Origin of the sequence: Roseivivax halotolerans, from assembly GCF_900115815.1 — a bacterium.
Taxonomy (GTDB): domain Bacteria; phylum Pseudomonadota; class Alphaproteobacteria; order Rhodobacterales; family Rhodobacteraceae; genus Roseivivax; species Roseivivax halotolerans.
The window spans coordinates 188,308-206,623 of the sequence record NZ_FOXV01000006.1; the positions used below are offsets into that span (position 1 = coordinate 188,308).

The 18,316-nt window shown below is 63.9% G+C and carries 16 protein-coding genes; 6 read left to right on the forward strand and 10 right to left on the reverse strand.

Annotated features, from left to right (window positions below; all coding sequences use genetic code 11):
• Window positions 1-140: 140 nt before the first annotated feature.
• The 3 genes from BM171_RS10505 to BM171_RS10515 all read left to right on the forward strand — a co-directional run bounded on the left by BM171_RS10505 (window position 141) and on the right by BM171_RS10515 (window position 2,495).
• On the forward strand, window positions 141-596 hold the full coding sequence (locus BM171_RS10505; RefSeq protein ID WP_093011642.1) for a hypothetical protein: 456 nt from the start codon (window positions 141-143) through the stop codon (window positions 594-596).
• Window positions 597-657: 61 nt separating this feature from the next.
• Window positions 658-1,275, forward strand: coding sequence for a ribonuclease HII (locus BM171_RS10510; RefSeq protein WP_093011645.1), 618 nt, complete (start codon window positions 658-660; stop codon window positions 1,273-1,275).
• Between the two features lie 110 nt (window positions 1,276-1,385).
• Entirely contained in the window at window positions 1,386-2,495 is a 1,110-nt protein-coding gene (locus BM171_RS10515; protein ID WP_093011648.1) for a site-specific DNA-methyltransferase, read from the forward strand.
• Window positions 2,496-2,585: 90 nt separating this feature from the next.
• Here BM171_RS10515 and BM171_RS10520 read toward each other — a convergent pair whose 3' ends face one another.
• Entirely contained in the window at window positions 2,586-3,062 is a 477-nt protein-coding gene (locus BM171_RS10520) for a pyridoxamine 5'-phosphate oxidase family protein (RefSeq protein ID WP_093011651.1), read from the reverse strand.
• Window positions 3,063-3,174: 112 nt separating this feature from the next.
• Between BM171_RS10520 and BM171_RS10525 the strand changes: the two genes are divergently transcribed.
• Window positions 3,175-4,053 (forward strand): DMT family transporter, encoded by an 879-nt coding sequence (locus BM171_RS10525; RefSeq protein ID WP_093011654.1) that lies wholly within the window; start codon window positions 3,175-3,177, stop codon window positions 4,051-4,053.
• 55 nt (window positions 4,054-4,108) lie between these two features.
• Here BM171_RS10525 and BM171_RS10530 read toward each other — a convergent pair whose 3' ends face one another.
• The 4 genes from BM171_RS10530 to ectA form a co-directional block, all read right to left on the reverse strand.
• On the reverse strand, window positions 4,109-5,542 hold the full coding sequence (locus tag BM171_RS10530) for an aspartate kinase (RefSeq protein WP_093011657.1): 1,434 nt from the start codon (window positions 5,540-5,542) through the stop codon (window positions 4,109-4,111).
• Between the two features lie 18 nt (window positions 5,543-5,560).
• Window positions 5,561-5,953 carry an ectoine synthase gene (locus BM171_RS10535; RefSeq protein WP_093011660.1) on the reverse strand — a complete coding sequence of 131 codons (393 nt, stop codon included), beginning with the start codon at window positions 5,951-5,953 and terminating at the stop codon, window positions 5,561-5,563.
• 5 nt (window positions 5,954-5,958) lie between these two features.
• Window positions 5,959-7,251 carry a diaminobutyrate--2-oxoglutarate transaminase gene (ectB, locus tag BM171_RS10540; protein ID WP_093011663.1) on the reverse strand — a complete coding sequence of 431 codons (1,293 nt, stop codon included), beginning with the start codon at window positions 7,249-7,251 and terminating at the stop codon, window positions 5,959-5,961.
• 63 nt (window positions 7,252-7,314) lie between these two features.
• Entirely contained in the window at window positions 7,315-7,839 is a 525-nt protein-coding gene (ectA, locus tag BM171_RS10545; RefSeq protein WP_093011666.1) for a diaminobutyrate acetyltransferase, read from the reverse strand.
• Between the two features lie 340 nt (window positions 7,840-8,179).
• Between ectA and BM171_RS10550 the strand changes: the two genes are divergently transcribed.
• Complete coding sequence (locus tag BM171_RS10550; RefSeq protein WP_093011824.1) at window positions 8,180-8,689, forward strand: MarR family winged helix-turn-helix transcriptional regulator; 510 nt, start codon at window positions 8,180-8,182, stop codon at window positions 8,687-8,689.
• 3 nt (window positions 8,690-8,692) lie between these two features.
• On the opposite strand, the gene BM171_RS10555 is transcribed toward BM171_RS10550, so the two are convergent.
• The 4 genes from BM171_RS10555 to BM171_RS18905 form a co-directional block, all read right to left on the reverse strand.
• Window positions 8,693-13,189 (reverse strand): translocation/assembly module TamB domain-containing protein, encoded by a 4,497-nt coding sequence (locus BM171_RS10555; protein ID WP_093011669.1) that lies wholly within the window; start codon window positions 13,187-13,189, stop codon window positions 8,693-8,695.
• Window positions 13,186-14,943, reverse strand: a complete 1,758-nt coding sequence (locus BM171_RS10560) for an autotransporter assembly complex protein TamA (RefSeq protein WP_093011671.1) — start codon at window positions 14,941-14,943, stop codon at window positions 13,186-13,188. The genes BM171_RS10555 and BM171_RS10560 overlap by 4 nt, the downstream gene beginning before the upstream one ends.
• 222 nt (window positions 14,944-15,165) lie before the next feature.
• Entirely contained in the window at window positions 15,166-16,854 is a 1,689-nt protein-coding gene (locus BM171_RS10565; protein WP_093011674.1) for an acyl-CoA dehydrogenase family protein, read from the reverse strand.
• Window positions 16,844-17,002, reverse strand: a complete 159-nt coding sequence (locus BM171_RS18905) for a hypothetical protein (protein ID WP_175497535.1) — start codon at window positions 17,000-17,002, stop codon at window positions 16,844-16,846. The genes BM171_RS10565 and BM171_RS18905 overlap by 11 nt, the downstream gene beginning before the upstream one ends.
• Here BM171_RS18905 and BM171_RS10570 point away from each other — a divergent pair.
• Window positions 17,001-17,771 (forward strand): sulfite exporter TauE/SafE family protein, encoded by a 771-nt coding sequence (locus tag BM171_RS10570; RefSeq protein ID WP_093011677.1) that lies wholly within the window; start codon window positions 17,001-17,003, stop codon window positions 17,769-17,771. The genes BM171_RS18905 and BM171_RS10570 overlap by 2 nt on opposite strands.
• A gap of 2 nt (window positions 17,772-17,773) precedes the next feature.
• Here the strand turns inward: BM171_RS10570 and BM171_RS10575 are convergent, their stop codons facing one another.
• On the reverse strand, window positions 17,774-18,298 hold the full coding sequence (locus BM171_RS10575) for a DUF3859 domain-containing protein (RefSeq protein WP_093011680.1): 525 nt from the start codon (window positions 18,296-18,298) through the stop codon (window positions 17,774-17,776).
• Window positions 18,299-18,316 lie beyond the last annotated feature (18 nt).

Below are 18,316 nucleotides of genomic sequence, written 5' to 3' on the forward strand. Positions count from 1 at the left end.
GGCCGGGCCAGAGCCGTTATGTGATAGCCTTGGTGGTGTCATTGCTTCACCGGCATGCCAAGCGGGACGATCCCGGCAGCCGGCCCCTCCGCAGTCCCGCATCCCGCGCCGGCCTTCACCACAAGGAAGGAGACCGTCCGATGTCGAACCGTTTCATAGCCATGATCCTCGCGGCCAGCACGGCCATCGCCGTGACCGCCCAAGAGGCGCGCGCCAAGCCCGAAGACGTGGCCAAGGTCGTGGGAGGTATCGCGCTTCTTTACATCGTCGGCGAGGCGCTGGCCGCCGAGACTCGCAAGGACAGTAACAATGAGACGACCGTTGTGGTCCACGGCAAACCCGCGAAGGCAGGCCACAGGCAGGCCAATGGTCGTGGACGGGTGGCGTTGCCGCAGCGCTGCCGAACGGTCGTTGACACCCATCGCGGCAAGCACCGTCAGGTGTATATCGCCCGCTGCCTCGAACGGAACTACGTCGACGTCGCGCGTCTGCCGGAAGCCTGCGCGTTGCCGGTCAACACGAACCGAGGCCGTCGGCTCGCCTATGGCGCGCGCTGTCTCGAACGCTACGGCTTCGACACGCTTGGCCGCAGATGACCATCTGCCGGCTTGCGGTTTCCTCTGGCAGAGGAACCGCCGCCGGCGCTAATCAGGCGCCATGACCGATGCGACCGACCGATATGAACAAGACCTCATCGCGCAAGGCGCACGCCGTGTTGTCGGTGTCGACGAGGTGGGGCGCGGCCCGCTTGCAGGCCCCGTGGTCGCCGCAGCGGTTCTCTTCGACCCGGCGCGCTTGCCGGCCGGGCTTGCCGACAGCAAGCGGCTCACGGCAAAGCGGCGCGAGGCCCTGGCCGAGGTGCTCCTCGCGGAGGCGGAGGTCGGTATCGGCGCGGCTTCGGTCGAGGAAATCGACGAGATCAACATCCTGCGCGCCTCGCATCTTGCGATGATGCGGGCGGTCGACGCGCTTTCCGCGCCGCCGTGTCATCTGCTCATCGACGGCAATCTCGTGCCGCGTGAATGCAAGCATCCCGCGACCCCTCTGGTGAAGGGCGACGCGCTCTCGGTGAGCATCGCCGCGGCCTCGATCGTCGCCAAATCACACCGCGACAGGCTCATGCGGGATTTGGCGCAACACTTTCCCGGATACGGCTGGGAGACCAATGCGGGCTATCCGTCGAAAAGCCACAGATTGGCGCTTCAAAATCTCGGGGTGACCCCACATCATAGAAAAAGCTTCGCCCCTGTGCACAAGATATTGTGGCAAGCGTAATTGGCAAACCTCTGATTCAAAAAAAGAAATTGACCAAGAATCGGCTTTGACTCAGTCTTTGTCCAACCTTCACGAGAGCGCTAAAGCGCCGCGGGTCTTGGGGCAGAGAAATGACGAAGATGACGAATTTGAAGAGCGCGCAAGCGCTCCCTCTCAACACGATCCTGGCAGGGGATTGCATCGAGGTGATGCAAAGCCTCCCGGAAGCCTCGGTCGATCTGATCTTCGCGGACCCACCCTATAATTTGCAACTTAAGGGCGAATTGCATCGCCCCGATAACTCCCGTGTCGATGCGGTCGACGACGACTGGGACCGTTTTGCCAGCTTCGAGACCTACGACGCCTTCACGCGCGCCTGGCTCGCTGCGGCGCGCCGGCTTCTGAAGCCCAACGGCGCGATCTGGGTGATCGGCTCCTACCACAACATCTTCCGCGTGGGCGCCGCGCTTCAGGATCAGGGCTACTGGATCCTGAACGACGTGGTCTGGCGCAAATCGAACCCGATGCCGAATTTCCGCGGCAAGCGTTTCACCAACGCCCATGAAACGATGATCTGGGCATCGAAAGGCGAGGGCGCGCGATACACCTTCAACTACGAAGCGCTGAAGGCTCTCAATGATGGCGTTCAGATGCGTTCGGACTGGGTTCTGCCAATCTGCAACGGCAATGAACGGCTGAAAGACGCGGACGGCGCCAAGACGCACCCGACGCAAAAGCCGATCTCGCTTCTGCACCGCGTGCTCGTGGGCGCATCGAATGTGGGCGACGTTGTGCTCGATCCGTTCTTCGGGACCGGCACGACCGGCGCGGTCGCCAAGATGCTGGGCCGCGACTGGATCGGGATCGAGCGGGACGCGGACTATCGCGCCGCCGCCGAGGCGCGGATCGCCAAGGTCCGCAAGTTCGACAAGGTCGGACTCGAGACCACCAAGGCCAAGCGCGCAGAGCCGCGCGTGCCCTTCGGCCAACTTGTCGAGCGCGGTATGCTCAGCCCTGGCGAGACGTTGATTTCGCCGACCGGCAAGAGCGCGAAGGTTCGCGCGGACGGCACGCTGGTCGGGCTCGATGTGAAAGGGTCCATCCACCAGGTGGGCGCGCATCTCGAAGGCGCCCCATCGTGCAACGGCTGGACCTATTGGCACTTCAAGCGCGACGGCAAGACCGTGCCAATCGACGTTCTGCGCCAGCAGATCCGCGCGGAGATGGCCGAGCACGGCTGATCCCAAGTCAGAGAGTTACCGCCAGCCTCCCGCACCGCCTGCGGTGAGGTAACTGACCCCGCCTGCCTCGCGCCGGCGGGGCCTTTTCGTTCACGCCTCGGGCGCCAGGGGCCAAGCCAGGTCCGGTCCGGTGCGGAAATACGAGACATTGTTCGTGAAGACGCTGTCCGGGACGAGCCGGATCAATCGACCGCCCGGATCGTCGATGGCAGCGATAGTCTCGACGAACCAGGTGTTCCATTGCGCTTCGTCAGGTCCGAGATACTTCCCGAGAAGCCTGCGGAAGAGCGCGGCGTCCATCTTCCGGATCTCTGCGGCGCCGCGAAATCCCAGATGCAGGAGGATTCCGGCGGCATTGTCGTAATCCACGATCTCCACGGCGCAGCGCGGATCCCGCGTGAGCCGCCGTACCGACGCCCCGTCCTTCGTTCCGAGCATCCAGAGCGCCCCGTCCTCCCACTGGAACCAGACAGGTGCGTTGCGCGGCGCACCGTCCGCATCCACCGTGGCGAGATTCGCCATGAGCGGTTTGGAGAGCAGCACGTTCGGATCGAAATTCCGGGCCATGCGAGGACGTTACCGCACGCCACTCTCGATGTCCTGCGCCATTCGGGAATCGGACAATCTGGTTGCGTCCATGAATGCGGCGGGGTCATGTGGCCGCAGGAAAGGAGCCCTCATGGATATCCGCGGCATTCTCATGGGCCTCGCCTTCGCGGCGATGTGGTCTTCGGCCTTCACCTCGGCACGCATCATCGTGCAGGCCGCGCCGCCTTTGATGACGCTGTCGCTGCGCTTCCTGATCTCGGGGCTCATCGCTGTCGGCATCGCGCGGGCGCTCGGGCAAAGCTGGCATCTGAACCGCGCGCAATGGCGCGGAGTCGTGATCTTCGGGCTTTGCCAGAACGCGATTTATCTGGGCCTCAATTTCGTCGCCATGCAGGCCGTGCAAGCATCGCTCGCCGCGATCATCGCCTCTGCCATGCCGCTTCTCGTGGCGCTTCTGTCCTGGATCATGTTGCGAGAGAAACTGCCCGCCCTGGGCGTCTTCGGCCTCGTCGCCGGGGTGGCGGGTGTCGCCGTCATCATGGGCGCGCGGCTCTCGGGCGGAGCGGATCTTTGGGGGGTGGCTTTGTGCGGGCTTGCGGCCCTGTCGCTCGCCATCGCGACGCTGACGGTGCGCGGAGCCACATCCCGCGGCAACGTGCTGATGGTTGTTGGCTTGCAGATGTTCGTGGGCGCGGCGGCGCTGGCCGTGCCGGCTATGGCCCTTGAGACGCTTGAGGTGACGTGGTCGCCCGCGCTCGTCATCGCGTTCTGGTACACGGTTCTCGTGCCAGGCGTTCTCGCGACGCTGGTCTGGTTCCTGCTGGTGGACCGCATCGGGGCGACAAAGGCCGCGACCTTCCACTTCCTCAATCCGTTTTTCGGGGTGCTCATCGCCTGGGCGCTTCTGGGCGAGGCGCTCGGCATCTGGGACGTGATCGGCGTGATCGTGATCGCGGGGGGTATCCTCGCGGTGCAGCTCGCCCGTGCGGAGGTGAAGCGCTCCGCATGAAAAATCCCCCGCGCCGAACGGCGCGAGGGATCGTAATCAAGGTCTGCGGGATGTCTTAGGCGACGAGTTTCGGCGCCTCTTCACCTTTTCCCATGAACGTGTCGTGCAGGATCTTCACGCAGGTGTCGCGATCCTCGCGGTCGACGACGAATTGCGCGTCGACCGTGCGAGTCGTCTGGTGAGCCGAGATGACGTCGATCCCCGCCTCGCGCAGCGCACCGAGACCGCGTTCGAGAACGTGCAGCCCGCGAAGATCACGCCCAATGACCGAGACGATCGCTGTCGACCGGACGTTCAGCTCCGAGTTGGGGTAGGCATTCGACAACTCCGACTCGACCGAGCGGATCGCGCTCAGTGGTGCATCCACGTAATGCGTGATCGTGTTGGCGTTGGACGTCTTGGAGACGATCCGCACGCCATGCTTGGTCAGCGTGTCGAGGGTCGTCGCGTCATAGCCTTTCACGCCGACCATATCCTGCTCGAAGAGCTCGAGCGCGAAGACGTCGACGCCGCAAACGATCTCGGCCACGCCTTTCTCGGCCTCCGCCTCGTCGATCAGCGTGCCGGGGTCGTGCGGCTCGAACGCGTTCGTGACCCGCAGCGGCACCTGCGCCTGGCGCAGCGCCTTGGCGGCGGTGGGATGGATCGCTTCCATGCCCATATTCGACAGCTGATCGGCCACGTCGTAGTTCGTGTGACCCAGCTTGCGGACGTTTTCCGCACCGACGAGCTTGGGATCGGCAGAGCTCAGGTGGAACTCCTTGTGGATGATCGCCTCGCGCGCCTTGGTGATCGCGGCGATCTGGCTGAAGGTGACCTCGGAATAGCCGCGGTCATACTTGTTCATCAGCCCTTCGGCGCATTGCGCGTAGCCCGTGACGATCGGCATCTCGGTCGAGATGTCGATGTCCTGCAGTCCGTCTGTGATACGCTCCTCGAGGTTCATCTCGCGGTCATCGCGCCACCCCGAGAGGTCCACGAAGCGCGCAGAGACGCCACGGCGCCGCAGCAGCAGCGACGTGACATAGGCCGAATGCGCTTCACCGAGGCCCGAGAGCAATTCGCGTGTGACCTGCATGTGCGCCGATAGCCGGAAATGGCCGTAGGAACACAGGCGGTGCAGGTCGATCAGGCAGTTGCGCGCGCCCTCGACGCGGTCCCGAACGAAATCGTTGGCATCGTTCTTGTCGGCAGAGTGGTCGAGCAGCCGGTCATGGGCCTCGCGCATCGCGCGATCCACCTTCGACAGCGCACTCATCCAGCCATGCTCTTCGGTGTTCTCGGCGAAATGGGCGTAGACGCCAGCTTCACCGCTTTTCTTGTGCTCAAGCAGGAGGTCGGTGATGCCGCCGAAGGCCGAGACGACGAAAAGCCGCCCGTATTCGGGATTATCCACCTGGAACAGCGGATCGAGCAATTCGTCGAGACGGGACATCGACGTGCCGCCGATCTTCTCGACCGTATGGTTGTTGAAGTCGATCTTGGTCATCTGATCCCTCGAGATTGCTTAGGCAGCCTCATCGGGCGCGGCGTAGGAGCCATCTTCGCGATGCACTTCCTTGCCGGTGACGGGCGGGTTGAAGCAGCAGGCCAGAACCAGCTCTTCCTCGCAGCGCACAGTGTGCTTGTCATGCTTGTCGAGCGCATACATCACGCCCGGCTTGATCTCGTGGACCTCGCCGGTCTCCAGATCTTCGATGGAGCCCTTGCCGGACACGCACCAGACGCTCTCGAAATGGTTCTTGTAGTGGAACGTGTGCTCCGATCCCGCCTGGATATACGTGATGTGAAAAGAGAACCCCATCTGGTCGTCCGCCAGAAGCATGCGGACAGACGTCCACTGGGCGTCGGACACGGATCGGTCGGTGTTTTTCAGTTCATTGACGTTGCGAATGATCATAGCTGTTACTCCGCTGCGATTTTGTGGCTTGCGGTCGCTTCGCGGGCGGCTTCGAGCAGGATGTCGAGCCCTTTGCGGAGCGTTTCTGTGGGGACGGTCAGCGCGACGAGCACCTTGACCACCTCGTCATCGGCACCCGAGGTCTCGATGATGAGGCCCTTCTCGAAGGCGCGGGCACAGATGTCGCCGGCAAGCTCGCCGCCGCCAACGTCGATGCCCTGCATCATGCCGCGACCCTTGAGGCGCGAATTCGGAACGATATCCGCGACCGCCTGAAGACCCGAGGTCAGCATCATCGCCTTCTCGTGGATCTCCTGCTGGAACGCGTCGTCTTTCCAAAACTTCTCGAGCGTCACGCGGCCCGTCACGAAGGCATGGGTGTTGCCACGGAAGGTGCCGTTATGCTCGGCCGGCTTCCAGATGTCGTGGTCTTTCTTGATAAGAAGGCACGCGAAGGGCAGCCCGAACCCCGAAAGCGATTTCGCCTGGGTGATCATGTCCGGCTCGATGCCCGCTTCCTCGAAGGAGAAATAGGTGCCGGTACGGCCGCAACCCGACTGGATGTCGTCGATGATCAGCATCGCGCCGTATTTCTTGGCGAGTCGCGCAACGCCCTGCATCCATTCGTTCGATGCAGCGTTGAGGCCACCTTCGCCCTGGACGGGCTCGAAGATGAAGGCTGCCGGGGCATCGACGCCGGACGAGGAGTTGTCGAGCATCATCTCGATCTGCTTCAGCGTCTCGACACCTTCGCCGAAGGCGCCGTCATAGGGCATGTGCGTCACGCCGCAGAGGCCGGCACAATTGTTGCCCGCGCCGGCACGCTTCGACGCATTGCCGGTGAGCGACAGTGCGCCCATCGTCATGCCGTGAAAGCCGTTGGTGAAGGTGATGATGTTGCGCCGGCCAGTGACCTTGCGCGCGAGCTTCATGGCGGCTTCGACGGCGTTGGTGCCCGTCGGGCCGGTCATCATGATCTTGTAATCATCCATGCCACGCGGCTTGAGGATGATGTTCTCGTAAGCTTCGAGCCACGCAGCCTTCTCGACGGAGTACATATCGAGGCCATGCGCGATGCCGTCATCGGCGATGTGCGAGACAAGAGCCTGCTTCATGTCCGGGTCGTTGTGCCCGTAGTTCAGCGAGGAGCAGCCCGCGAGGAAGTCGATATACGTTGTCCCCGCCTCGTCGGTCATCTCGGAGCCGACTGCCTTGGTGAACACGGTATCGAAACTGCGGCAATAGGAGCGCGCTTCGGATTCGCGGCGCTCAAACACGGATTTATCGGTCGTGGACATGATGTGTCCTTTCGCAATGAGGTAGAATTTGGAAGTAGGGGGAAAAGCCGGGGTGGCGAGCGCTTATGCCGCGCTCTGCTGCACCGCTTCCCGGAAGGTGATCGTGAGCATGTGCTCCGTCGCGTGTTCACCGTTGAAGTGCGTGTCACGCGTGAAGTGCGCCTCGGAGTCGAGGATCGCGTTGTTCTTCTCGGCAAACTTGGTGAAAAGCGCCCAGGATGCGTCGTTGTCGAGCGTGATGGTCGTCTTCATCCGCTTGCAGTCCGACGCTTCCTCGCGCGTCATCAGGGCCGACAGCATCCGCGTGCCAAGACCGATGCCGCGCGCTTTCTCAGACACGGCGACCTGCCACACGAACATAGAATCGGGATCTTGCGGCGTGATATACGCCGAGACCCAGCCTGCGATCTCGTCATCGACGAGCGCGACGACGCAGGTGTCACGGAAGTGATCGGCCTGCAGCAGGTTGGCATACATCGAGTTCTCGTCGAGCGGCTTGCAGCTACGGATGAGTTCCCAGATCGCCGCGCCGTCCTCGCGGACCGGCTTGCGGAAGGTCACAGCACCATCGGTTTTCGTCTCTTGCATCGTCTGCACGGCTTCAGCCCTCAGTTCGCTATACTTGCTTTGATGAGCTGAATATAACGCGTGATGCGGATACTTCAACCGACTAAGTAATTTTCTTCCCCCGGGGCAGAGGTGATGGGGAAATCTCTTTATTTATTGAGAAAATCGCTCAATCTGTCCAAGTCGACCGCGAAAATTAGCTTCTTCATGCGAATTTTCTTGCCTGTCATTGCTTGTGGATGAATATAGTTAGCACTAACTAAATATCGTTATGAAGAATACCGGACACCAGACAGCCGCGAGCCGATGCACCTTCATGGGACCGCATTTGCAGCGACCCCGCGATCAGTTGGATGTGACGATGGACAGGACGGATATAAGCCTCATTGCTCTGCGCAGGATCTTGCGAGCCACGGACAGCTATGGCCGGGATCTGGCACGGGATGCGGGCCTGACCGCCGTCCAGCTGCGCGTCCTGCAGATCATAGCGGAGAAGGGCAAATGTCATCCCTCCGAAGTCGCGAGCCGCATGAGCGTCAGTCAGGCGACGATTTCGGTCATCATCAAGAAGCTCGAAAGCTGGGGACTCCTTGCGCGCGACCAATCGGAAGATGATCGGCGCCAGATCGATTTGACCCTGACCGAAGACGGCAAGGCACGCCTGTCTGCCGCGCCGGATGCGCTCCAGCAGCGCTACGTGAAGAAGTTCGAGGCGCTGCCGGAATGGGAGCAGTCGATGATCGTCTCGGTCCTGCAACGTGTCGCAGGAATGCTCGACGAAGGCGAATTCGACGCCTCGCCCGTCCTCGCAACCGGTGAGATCACGCGCCACGAAGCTGCCGCCGCGCGCCGCAAGACGGCGAACGGCTGAGCCTCAGTAATCCCGCTCGTAATAAATCCCGACACCGGTATTGCCCGTTGATGTCACCGTTCCACGAGCGGTGATGCTGTCTGTAATATCGAGGTTGAGATTGATATCGGTCTCGCCGCTCGAACTGACGGTGACGTCCGTATAAAGGTTTTCCCCGATATACTTGCCGACGCTGACCGACGTGGTGCCGTCCTGAGCGGTCTGCAGGTCGAGGTTGTCGAGCCCGGTATTGGCACGCAGCGTCTCGGTGATGCCGGGTCCGCCGCCTGTCAGCGTGTTGATGGCTGCTGCGATCCGCAGTGCCTGGAAGGCCGAGATCTCCGACAGATCGCGTCCGAACAAGAGAAGCGCCAGCACTTCTTCCTGCGGCCGATCCGGGGTCGAGCTGAACGTGACCTCGGGGTCCGAAGCCGGACCGGAGATCGTCACGCGGATCTGCGTATCACCGCTTTGGGTCTCGGCAACCACGGTGACGAACGGGTTGAAATCGCCCTCGATGGAGACCGACGCCTCATCAAGCTCGATCCGCTGGCCAAGAATATCGAGCCGCCCGCGAATGAGATCGAACCGGCCTTGCGGCACGACGTTCTGGGTCGTTCCGCCGATGCGGAGCTGCCCGCCGACCTCGGCATCGAGGCCACGGCCCCGGATAAAGATCCGCGAGGGCGCGTTGATGAGAAGGTCGAGGCGGTAATTGACGCCTCCACCGCTGCCGCCCGATCCACCCTCGTTCGGGCTTTCGATGAGGCCAGCACGCTGGCGTGTCAGGCGCACCGCCGCGCTTTCGTTCACGTGGTCGATGGGAAAGCCCAAGGTCTGGATTCCGCCACCCGAGGGGATCCGCACTTCGGTCTGGTCGAGGTCGATCTGTCCCGACAGCGTCGCGGTCGAGGCCAGCGGCCCGACCAAGGTCAGCGTGCCATCCACATCGGTCTGGTACAGCCCCGGATCCTCGACGATGACGTCGTCGAGCGTGATCGTGAGATCGCCGTTGAAGGGCGGTGACAGGGTCACGGGGCCCGTCACGTTGATATCTCCGCCGGTGGCCACATCGCCTTGCAGCTCGATATTCGCCTGCCCGCCATTCAGGCTGACCTGCGCGCCGATATTCTCGAGCGCGATGCCTTGGTTCGGAATGGTGAATTGCGCGCCTTGCGTCACAATCTGTCCAGACAGCGCGTCGAGCCCCGGAGGCCCGTTCACGGACAAATCGAAATTGGCGATGCCGCCGATCAGGTTCGGCTCGAGAAACGGGTTGGCAAGCCCGAGCGGCGCGGAGCCGTTGATGTCGAGGTTGAGCGTCGAGGCGTCCGCCGCGACCGTGCCAGAGACGTCGGCACTGGTATTGCCCGGCGCGGTCAGCGCGGCATTCACGCGCCAGTCGCCGCCGGAATTCGCCGCGGTACCCCGCGCCGTGGCCGGTCCGTTGAATTCGGGCACGAAGAGGCCGACATTCGCGAGCCGCACGTCATACTCGATCTGCCCGCCGTTTGCGCCGTAATTGCCGCTGGCGGTTGCGTCGATCTGAGGTGCATCAAGGTTCAGGCTGTCGATGCGGAACGCTCCGCTTTCGAGACGTCCGCCGCGGAACTGGAGATCCGTCACACCGCCGCGGAGGAGCTGGTCCACGGCTTCAATGCCGGTCACGGGGTTCCGCGCCTCTGCATCGAGCGTGACTTCCGCGACACCGCTGTCGGGATTGAACGTGCCGTTCGCGTCGGCGCTGATTTGCGGCGCGTCGAGGTCGAGGCTCTCGATCACCAGCGTGCCGTCCTCTTGCCGACCGCCGCGGAAGGCAAGGTCGGTCACGCCGCCGCGCAACAGCTGGTCGACCGGCGCGATGCCGGTCACGATGCTGCCCGCTTCGGCATCGAGCGTCAGCTGGCCCGCGCCGCTCTCGAAATCATAATCGCCTGAGGCGGTCGCATCGACCGAGCCCGAAAGCGAACGTCCGACAAGGCCCTCGTAGGGGCGCAGGGTGTTGACGCTGAGCGAGACGTCTCCGCGAACCGATTGCGGCACCATCTCCTCGAGGGCGGCTGTTGCGTCGATATCGGCTGTGAGCCCACCGGGACCGGCCGCGTCGAGCACGATATCCCAGTTATCGCCCATCTGATCGGCGCGGCCGGTGACGTTGGCGGAGCCCGACATCGTCGGAACGACGTCGGCGAGATCGTCCAGCCGGACATCGAATCTCAGACCGCTATCCTCGGGCCGGTATGCGCCCTCGGCCGTGGCGGAGAGGCGTTGTCCTGTCACATCGAGATCGCGCAAGAGATACCCGTCGGTTGTTTTGGCGCCGTCGACCGAAAAAGTCGTGTTGCCGGCGAGAAGGCGGTCGACCTCGGCGATCCCGGTGATCGGATCGGTGACATCACCGCTGGCCGCGACACTGACCGTGTTCAACTCAAGATCGGCGCTGCCTTTGGCTGAGATATCCGCCGCACCGCCAAGGGGCCGGCCGGCGATCTCGGAATAGGCGGAGAGATCGGCGACATTGGCATCGAGAGTTCCGCCCACGGCGCGGAGTTGGCCTTCCACGAGTTCGAGCGCGGCATCGATAATGGCCTCCGCCCCGCCGGGACCGGCGACATCGCCGCTGACCTGCCAGCTCTCACCTTCTTTCCGGGCCGTGCCGTCGAAGGAGAGCGCACCTTGCAACTCGGGCAGGATTTCCGACAGTTCCGCGACCCGCAGGGAGATGTCGGCATTGCCGGTCTCGGCACCCAGGCCGCCCGATGCCGTCAGGTTCGCCTCGGGAGCGCTGACCTCGAGCTGTCGGAGCAGGATGCCCTGCTCGTCGCGCTGCGCGCTGAGCAGAAGTTCGGTCTGACCGTCGAGAAGTCGATCCGCCTCTGCGATACCGGTCACGAGGTCGTTCACCGTGCCGTCGAGCTCGGCGTCGAACGCGCCCGACAGCGGCTCGACGCTGCCCGAGGCGCTCAACCGCGCGCCACCTGACAGCTCGCGGCCCGCCAGCCCGGAAAACCGTGCGATATCCGAGGTTTCGACGTTCACGTCGCCCTCGATCGCGATGTTGAGCTCGTCGGTCAGACCGGTGATGTCGAGCGCGCCGTCGATGGCGATGCCCGCGCCATCGAGCGCGATCTGCGTCAGGCGCAGGGGCTCGCCCTCGCGGTAGTCGAATTCGAGGATTCCGGACAGGGTCGTGCCGACGGCTTCAGCGAGCGAGGGGTCCGCGAAGGCGAGCGCCTCGGTCGCGATGTCGAAGCGGCCATCCACTTCGCCGACAGCAGTGCCTTCGCCGCGTAGGAGCGTGCCCGAGCCGTCGAGGCTCAGCCGTTCTGCCGAAAGGGTGGGGCGGTCGAGGCCCGTCACGGCAAGTTCCGCCTGCCAGGCATCGCCGGTTTCGGCATCGTATTGCACGTTCAGATCGGCGCGATCGACGCGCGTGACCTCGCCGGGAATGGGCAACTGGATCGGCGCGCCGTCCCGCCCGGCGATATCGCCCGTCAGATCGATCCGCTCCGGCCACTTGTCGGGGCCGAGCGCGATGAAACCGTTGATGTTGATCGCCTCGGAGGCAAGCTCCAGCGTGTCGATGGTCAGAGCGCCCGACTCGAGGCTTTGGCCCGCCACGTCGAGACTGAGATCGGCACCGAAGAATTCGCGGTTCTCGGGCGTCAGCAGGGGACGGATGTCGCCTTGGACATCCGCGGAGAAACCGGTGCCCGCGACATCCCCCTCAAGCGCTGCCACCGCGACGCGGCCCGTGAGGCGATCCTCGCCATCCGTGGCAAGTTGCAGATCGGCGGCGAAATCCGACAGCGGGCCTTCGCCCTCCACGCTCAGCGCGACAGGCGGTGTGCCCGGCAGGCCGATCAAGGTCGCGGCGATACCGCCTTCGGGCTCGTCGAGCGACAGATCGAGCGACAGGACGTTGGTTTCGTTCGCGTAGGAGCCCTCAAGGCTGATCTCGCCGCCCCGGTCGAGCCGGTCGATCGAGAGCGAGACATCGCCTTCTCCGCCCGCAAGGCTCGCCGAGCCTTCGAGCGCGAGCACGGCCTCGACACCGATCACCGGCTCGCCAAGCTCCACCCGCTCGGCCGCGATGCGTCCGATCTGCACCGAGACCGGCAGTTCGGGAAGAGAGAACGGCTGGGCCTGGGCGTCGGGGACTTCGGTCGTCTCGCCGCCCTGTGGCAGGCGCGGGACGAGGATCTCTTCGGCGATCAGCTCATCGACCGAGACCCGCCCCCGCAGAAGCGCCGCGCGGTTCCAGTCGAGGGTGACGCCTCGCAGGGTGAGCCAGGGGCCCTCGGCATCCGAAAGGATTAGCTCTTCCACCGTGGCTTGTGAAGAAAGCGCGCCCTGGAAGCCGACAATATCGACGCCGAAATTCTCGCCCGAGAGGTTGTCCTCGATCAGGGCCTCAAGCCGGCCGCGCTCGCTGTTGTCATCCTGTTGCGCCAGCACGGTCGTCGCGCCGATGCCCGCCGAAAGGGTCGTCGCGGTGAGAAACTTGCCAAGATGTCTCAAAATGCCTGTCCGATACCGATGTAGAATTGCACGCCTTCGCCGGTCTCTCCGCCGGTGGGGCCGGCCACGTCGACGCGGATCGGGCCGATCCCGGTCTGGTAGCGAATCCCGAGCCCCGCGCCCGAATGCCATTCGCCCGAGCCGTCATAGAAGCTTTCTTCGCCGATATAGCCCGCATCGTAGAACCCCACGACGCCGATATTCTCGGTCACGTCGCGGCGCAGCTCCGCCGAGATGCCGAGGAAGGATCGCCCGCCGATCTCATCGCCATTGCCGAGATCGACCGCAAGCGAGCGGAAAGGCTGGCCACGCACGGTGCCGCCGCCGCCGGAGGTGTAGAGGAAATCGGGCGGCGCGTCGGTGATGTCGGGCCCCGCAACCGAGCCGAGCTGAATCCGCAGCGCGGCAACGGTCGCATCATCCATGCCGAACCCCTGGTAGGCCCGCGCATCCGCATCGAACTTGAGCCCGCCAGGCGAACCCATGAGCCCCACGAAGGGCGTCGCGGTCGCGGTGACGTAATAGCCGCTCACGGGGTTCAGATCGTTGGACCGCGTATCGTAGGTCAGGGTGCCGGGAAGCGTGAGCAGCAGGAACTCGCGCTCGCCAAGGTCGTCCTCGGTCTCGCTGTAGCTGAGGCCCAGACCAATCTCCGCGGTGTAGCGGTCGTTGAGGCGGCGGGTCGCGCCGATCTCGAATTCGGCCCGGTTGGAAATGAAGGTCGGCTCGTCTTCGCGGGTCAGCGAGGCCTGGACGTAGCCATCCGTTTCCGCGCCGTAAATCGCCGGGATCTCGAGCCGCCCCGAGAGCGAGTAATCCATACCGCTGTCACTTGCGCCGATGTTCGAGACCGAAGCATCGAACCGCAGCCGCTCTGCGCCGCCGAAGATGTTGCGGTGGAGCCAGAACGCGGTGAGCGCGCCACCCTCGAGCGTCGAGACCTCCGCACCGAAGCCGATCCGGCGGGGTTTGCGGTCACTGACGGACAGCAGCATGTCCATGCTGCCGTCGGGCTCGACCACGTCTGCCTCGCTGAGCGTCACCGAGGAGAACGCGCCGGTGCGTCGCAAGCGGTTCACCACGCGGTCCACATCGTCGGGATCGAAGCGTTCTCCGGCCGGGAAGCCCGCGATGCGCCGGATCGCGGCTTGCCGCACAGCGCTGTCGGTCGTGATCTGCATATCACCGAAACTGACGCGAGGGCCGGGATCGATGCCGATCCGCACGTCGAGGCGCGCGATATCGTGGAGCGCCGTGGCCTGCTCGCTGTCGGGCATGGCCTTGGCGTGGCCGCGCTGGCGCCAGCCTTCGATGGACGCTTGCGCGGCCTCACGGATCACTCCCGTTTCCGCTGGCTGTCCTTGAGCAAAGCCGTCGGGCAGTTCGGTTCTTGCCGCGAGCGGCGCAATCTCTGCCTGCCTGAAGCGGAATTGCGGACCGGTCTCGACACGGATTTCCGCGCGTTGGAAGGCTGGCGGCAGGTTGAGCAGCTCCAGATCCGCGACTTCGCGGCCATCGAGCCGGATCGAGACGACGCCGCTGTAGAACCCCGCATCGTAGAGGGCCTCGACCACGGTTTGGTAATCCGAGAGGGCCGCCGCGGCGACCTCCTGCGGCGTTTCGAGACCTTCGGGGGTAGCCGTCGTCAGGCTCGACGTGTTGCGGATGGCCCGGCCAATGCGGTTGCCCGCTTCGGCATCGTCGGTGGCGATCTCGATATCGATGTCTTCAAGCGCATCTGCGGGCAGTGCCATTACCGAGACGCCTAATGCAAAAGCGGTCGCGACACGTAAAGTCGTACTTGGAAACAAGAGAAAGGCTCCCCCACCGGTATTGCGGCTCGAACGGCTTCATGCAGCCTAACGAGTGACGTCCGGACGTTCCAGCACTGTCACGGGCCTCATGGCTCACAAAAGAGCCATCCGCGGCAAGGGATGAAAGGGCGGGCGGTTCTTCCGCCACGCCCTTTTCGCATATCAGGCCAAAAGGCGCCGCGCGATCACCTGCGCCTGGATCTCTGCTGCGCCCTCGAAGATGTTGAGGATGCGCGCATCGCAGAGGATCCGGCTGATCGGGTATTCCAGCGCGAAGCCGTTGCCGCCGTGGATCTGGAGCGCATTGTCCGCCGCTGCCCAGGCGACGCGCGCGCCCAGAAGCTTGGCCATGCCTGCCTCGAGATCGCAGCGCCGACCTTCATCCTTCTCCCGCGCGGAGAAATAGGTGAGCTGGCGTGCCACCATGATCTCCACCGCCATCATGGCAAGCTTGGAGGCGACACGCGGGAAGGCGATGAGCGGCTTGCCGAACTGCTTGCGGTCCTCGGCGTAGCGCATGCCCTGGTCGAGCGCCGATTGTGCGACCCCGATGGCCCGCGCGGCGGTCTGGATGCGCGCGCTTTCGAACGTCTCCATCAGCTGCTTGAAGCCCTTCCCCTCTTCGCCGCCGAGAAGGTTCTCGCCCTTCACTTTGAAGTCGTCGAAATTGACCGTGTATTCCTTCATCCCGCGATAGCCGAGCACTTCGATCTCGCCGCCCGAGATGCCCGGATCCTGCCAGGGCTGTTCGTCGGTGCCCGGGGTCTTTTCCGCCAGGAACATCGACAGGCCCTTGTAATCATCGGTGCCGGGAACGGAGCGCGCGAGCACGGTCATCACGTGGGTGCGCGCCGCATGGGTGATCCATGTCTTGTTGCCGTTGAGGATCCAGTCGCCGTTCTCGTCCTTGGCCGCCTTGGTTCGCAGGCTGCCGAGGTCGGAGCCGGTATTGGGCTCGGTGAAGACGGCGGTCGGCAGGATCTCACCGCTTGCAAACCCGGGAAGCCAGCGCGTTTTCTGGTCGTCGGTGCCGCCTGCGATCACCAGCTCCGCCGCGATCTCCGAGCGGGTGCCGAGGCTGCCCACGCCGATATAGCCGCGCGAAAGCTCCTCGGAGACGACGCACATCGACGCCTTGGAGAGGCCCAGTCCGCCGAATTCCTCGGGGATGGTCAGACCGAAGACACCCATCTCCGCGAGTTCCTCGATCACCTCCATCGGGATGAGTTCGTCCTTGAGGTGCCATTCATGGGCGTGCGGCTCGATCTTGTCTACGGAGTAGCGGCGGAACTGCTCGCGGATCATCTCGAGCTCTTCGTCGAGCCCGGTGCGGCCCACCGTGATTTCGGCGGAGCGCTCGCGCATCAGCTCGACGAGCCGCACGCGCGCCGCCTGGGTGTTGCCGCCCTGGGTCAGCGTCATCACCGCGTCGGACATGAGCGCGCGCATGTCATCCTGAGCGAGCCCAAGATCCTGCAAGCGCACGACCTCGCCCTGGTTCATCTGGATGCCGCCATAGATCTGCCAGAGGTATTCGCCAAACGCGATCTGGTGAATGAGCTGCTCGACCTCGCCGAACGTGCCTTCGTCCTGCATCCGTTCGGCCCAGCCCTGCATCTCGCGCAGGGACTCGACGTAGGTTGCGAGCCAGGCGAGCCCGTGCGCGGCTGTCTGGTGCGCCTCGAGCTTGGAGCCCGACACCCGGTCGCCATCCATGACGAGCGCCGACACCGAGGCTTTCGCGCGGGCCAAAACGTCGTCGCAGGGTCCGAGCGCGGCCTTCGTCAGAGCGAGAAGATCGGGAAGAAGCGCGGTCTCCGCGAGTGTCAGATCCTGACCGTCATGTGCCATGGTTCACATCCTCTTTTCGTTTGGCCTCGACATAGCGCCCTCGCAGGCGCAGCGCAACAAAGATACGCTGCGATGCGGCAAAACGTTCAAAAATTGCGCGACCGTTTTCGCTGGTCGTCCGCCATTTGTTTGATAACACAGCATGCATGGAGCTTCTTTCGGACCTTTTGACGCCCGCGCAATGGGCGCTCGCCCTCGGGGTGACGTTCCTTGCGGGATTCGTGAAGGGCGTCGTGGGGTTCGCCATGCCGATGATCATGATCTCGGGGCTGGGCTCGATTCTCGCGCCGGACGTGGCGCTCGCTGCACTGATCCTCCCCACGCTGATGTCCAACGGGATGCAGGCGCTCCGGCAGGGTCCGCGCGCTGCGGCGGGATCGGTCAAGAAATTCAGGGTCTTCCTGATCGTCGGTGCCGTTATGCTGATCCTTTCGGCACAGCTCGTCGCCGTGATGCCGGTCTCGGTCATGCTGGCGCTGATCGGCGTGCCCATCGTCGCTTTCGCGATCGCGCAGATCGCTGGCTGGGATGGACGGCTGCCCGCCGGGCCGACACGGGTGTTCGAGGTCGGGATCGCCGCATTCGCGGGCTTCATCGGTGGTTTCTCGGGTGTCTGGGGGCCGCCGACCGTGGCCTACCTGATGGCACTCGATACCGAGAAGACCGAACAGATGCGCGTCCAGGGGGTCATCTACGGCCTTGGCGCCGTCGTTCTGACGCTGGCGCATATCGGCTCGGGTGTTCTGAATAGCGCGACGGTCTGGCTATCTTTGGCGCTGATCCCGCCGGCGGTGCTGGGCATGTGGGCCGGCGGGCAGGTGCAGGACCGGATCGACCAGCGCTTCTTTCGGCGTGCAACGCTCTGGGTCTTGCTGATCGCCGGACTGAATCTTCTGCGCCGCGCCTTTCTGGCCTGACCTCAGGAGAGCGGGATGCCCTCGCACATCGCCGCGATCTCGGGTGCTTCGGCCGCTGTCACCACCCTGAAGCGCGCCTCGTAAAGCACCTCACCATTCTGTTCGGCGCGAAAGGTCCAGAGGCCGGGAACCTGCTCCTCGGGCACATCGAACGTATAGGCGTTGATCGAGGTGCCGGTCCCGCCAAGCGACGTCACGTAGGCTTGCCGGGTCGTGCCGGTCTCGGTGAAGGGCGGGTGCGTCAGGGTCAGGACAACACCGGGATAGGCTGCCCCGTCGAGGCTTTCCGTCTTTATGCCAAAGCTCACATCCGGCACGGCAGGCACCACGTTGGTCTGCCACTGGAACTCCGGGATCGTCTCGAAAAGCTCGATCTTGCCCGCGACCGTGCCGGGAGCCTCCATTTCTCCGACCGACGGGACATCGCAGAACACGCCCTGTTCTACGGCGAACTGAGCCGGGTCATAATCGACCTCGGAAAAAGCCGGGCTGGCGATGAGGCAAAGAAGGACGGGCAGGGCGCGCATTGGGTGAAGGGTGCAGCC

Bases quoted from the DNA above. Each gene is read 5' to 3' on its own strand.
- BM171_RS10515 (WP_093011648.1), top strand. From the start codon at position 1,386: ATGACGAAGATGACGAATTTGAAGAGCGCGCAAGCGCTCCCTCTCAAC.
- BM171_RS10530 (WP_093011657.1), bottom strand. From the start codon at position 5,542: ATGACCAAGATCGACTTCAACAACCATACGGTCGAGAAGATCGGCGGC.
- BM171_RS10525 (WP_093011654.1), top strand. From the start codon at position 3,175: ATGGATATCCGCGGCATTCTCATGGGCCTCGCCTTCGCGGCGATGTGG.
- BM171_RS10560 (WP_093011671.1), bottom strand. From the start codon at position 14,943: ATGGCACTGCCCGCAGATGCGCTTGAAGACATCGATATCGAGATCGCC.
- BM171_RS10550 (WP_093011824.1), top strand. From the start codon at position 8,180: ATGGACAGGACGGATATAAGCCTCATTGCTCTGCGCAGGATCTTGCGA.
- BM171_RS10565 (WP_093011674.1), bottom strand. From the start codon at position 16,854: ATGGCACATGACGGTCAGGATCTGACACTCGCGGAGACCGCGCTTCTT.
- BM171_RS10510 (WP_093011645.1), top strand. From the start codon at position 658: ATGACCGATGCGACCGACCGATATGAACAAGACCTCATCGCGCAAGGC.
- BM171_RS10575 (WP_093011680.1), bottom strand. From the start codon at position 18,298: ATGCGCGCCCTGCCCGTCCTTCTTTGCCTCATCGCCAGCCCGGCTTTT.
- ectA (WP_093011666.1), bottom strand. From the start codon at position 7,839: ATGCAAGAGACGAAAACCGATGGTGCTGTGACCTTCCGCAAGCCGGTC.
- BM171_RS10505 (WP_093011642.1), top strand. From the start codon at position 141: ATGTCGAACCGTTTCATAGCCATGATCCTCGCGGCCAGCACGGCCATC.
- BM171_RS10535 (WP_093011660.1), bottom strand. From the start codon at position 5,953: ATGATCATTCGCAACGTCAATGAACTGAAAAACACCGACCGATCCGTG.
- BM171_RS10520 (WP_093011651.1), bottom strand. From the start codon at position 3,062: ATGGCCCGGAATTTCGATCCGAACGTGCTGCTCTCCAAACCGCTCATG.
- ectB (WP_093011663.1), bottom strand. From the start codon at position 7,251: ATGTCCACGACCGATAAATCCGTGTTTGAGCGCCGCGAATCCGAAGCG.
- BM171_RS18905 (WP_175497535.1), bottom strand. From the start codon at position 17,002: ATGCATGCTGTGTTATCAAACAAATGGCGGACGACCAGCGAAAACGGT.
- BM171_RS10570 (WP_093011677.1), top strand. From the start codon at position 17,001: ATGGAGCTTCTTTCGGACCTTTTGACGCCCGCGCAATGGGCGCTCGCC.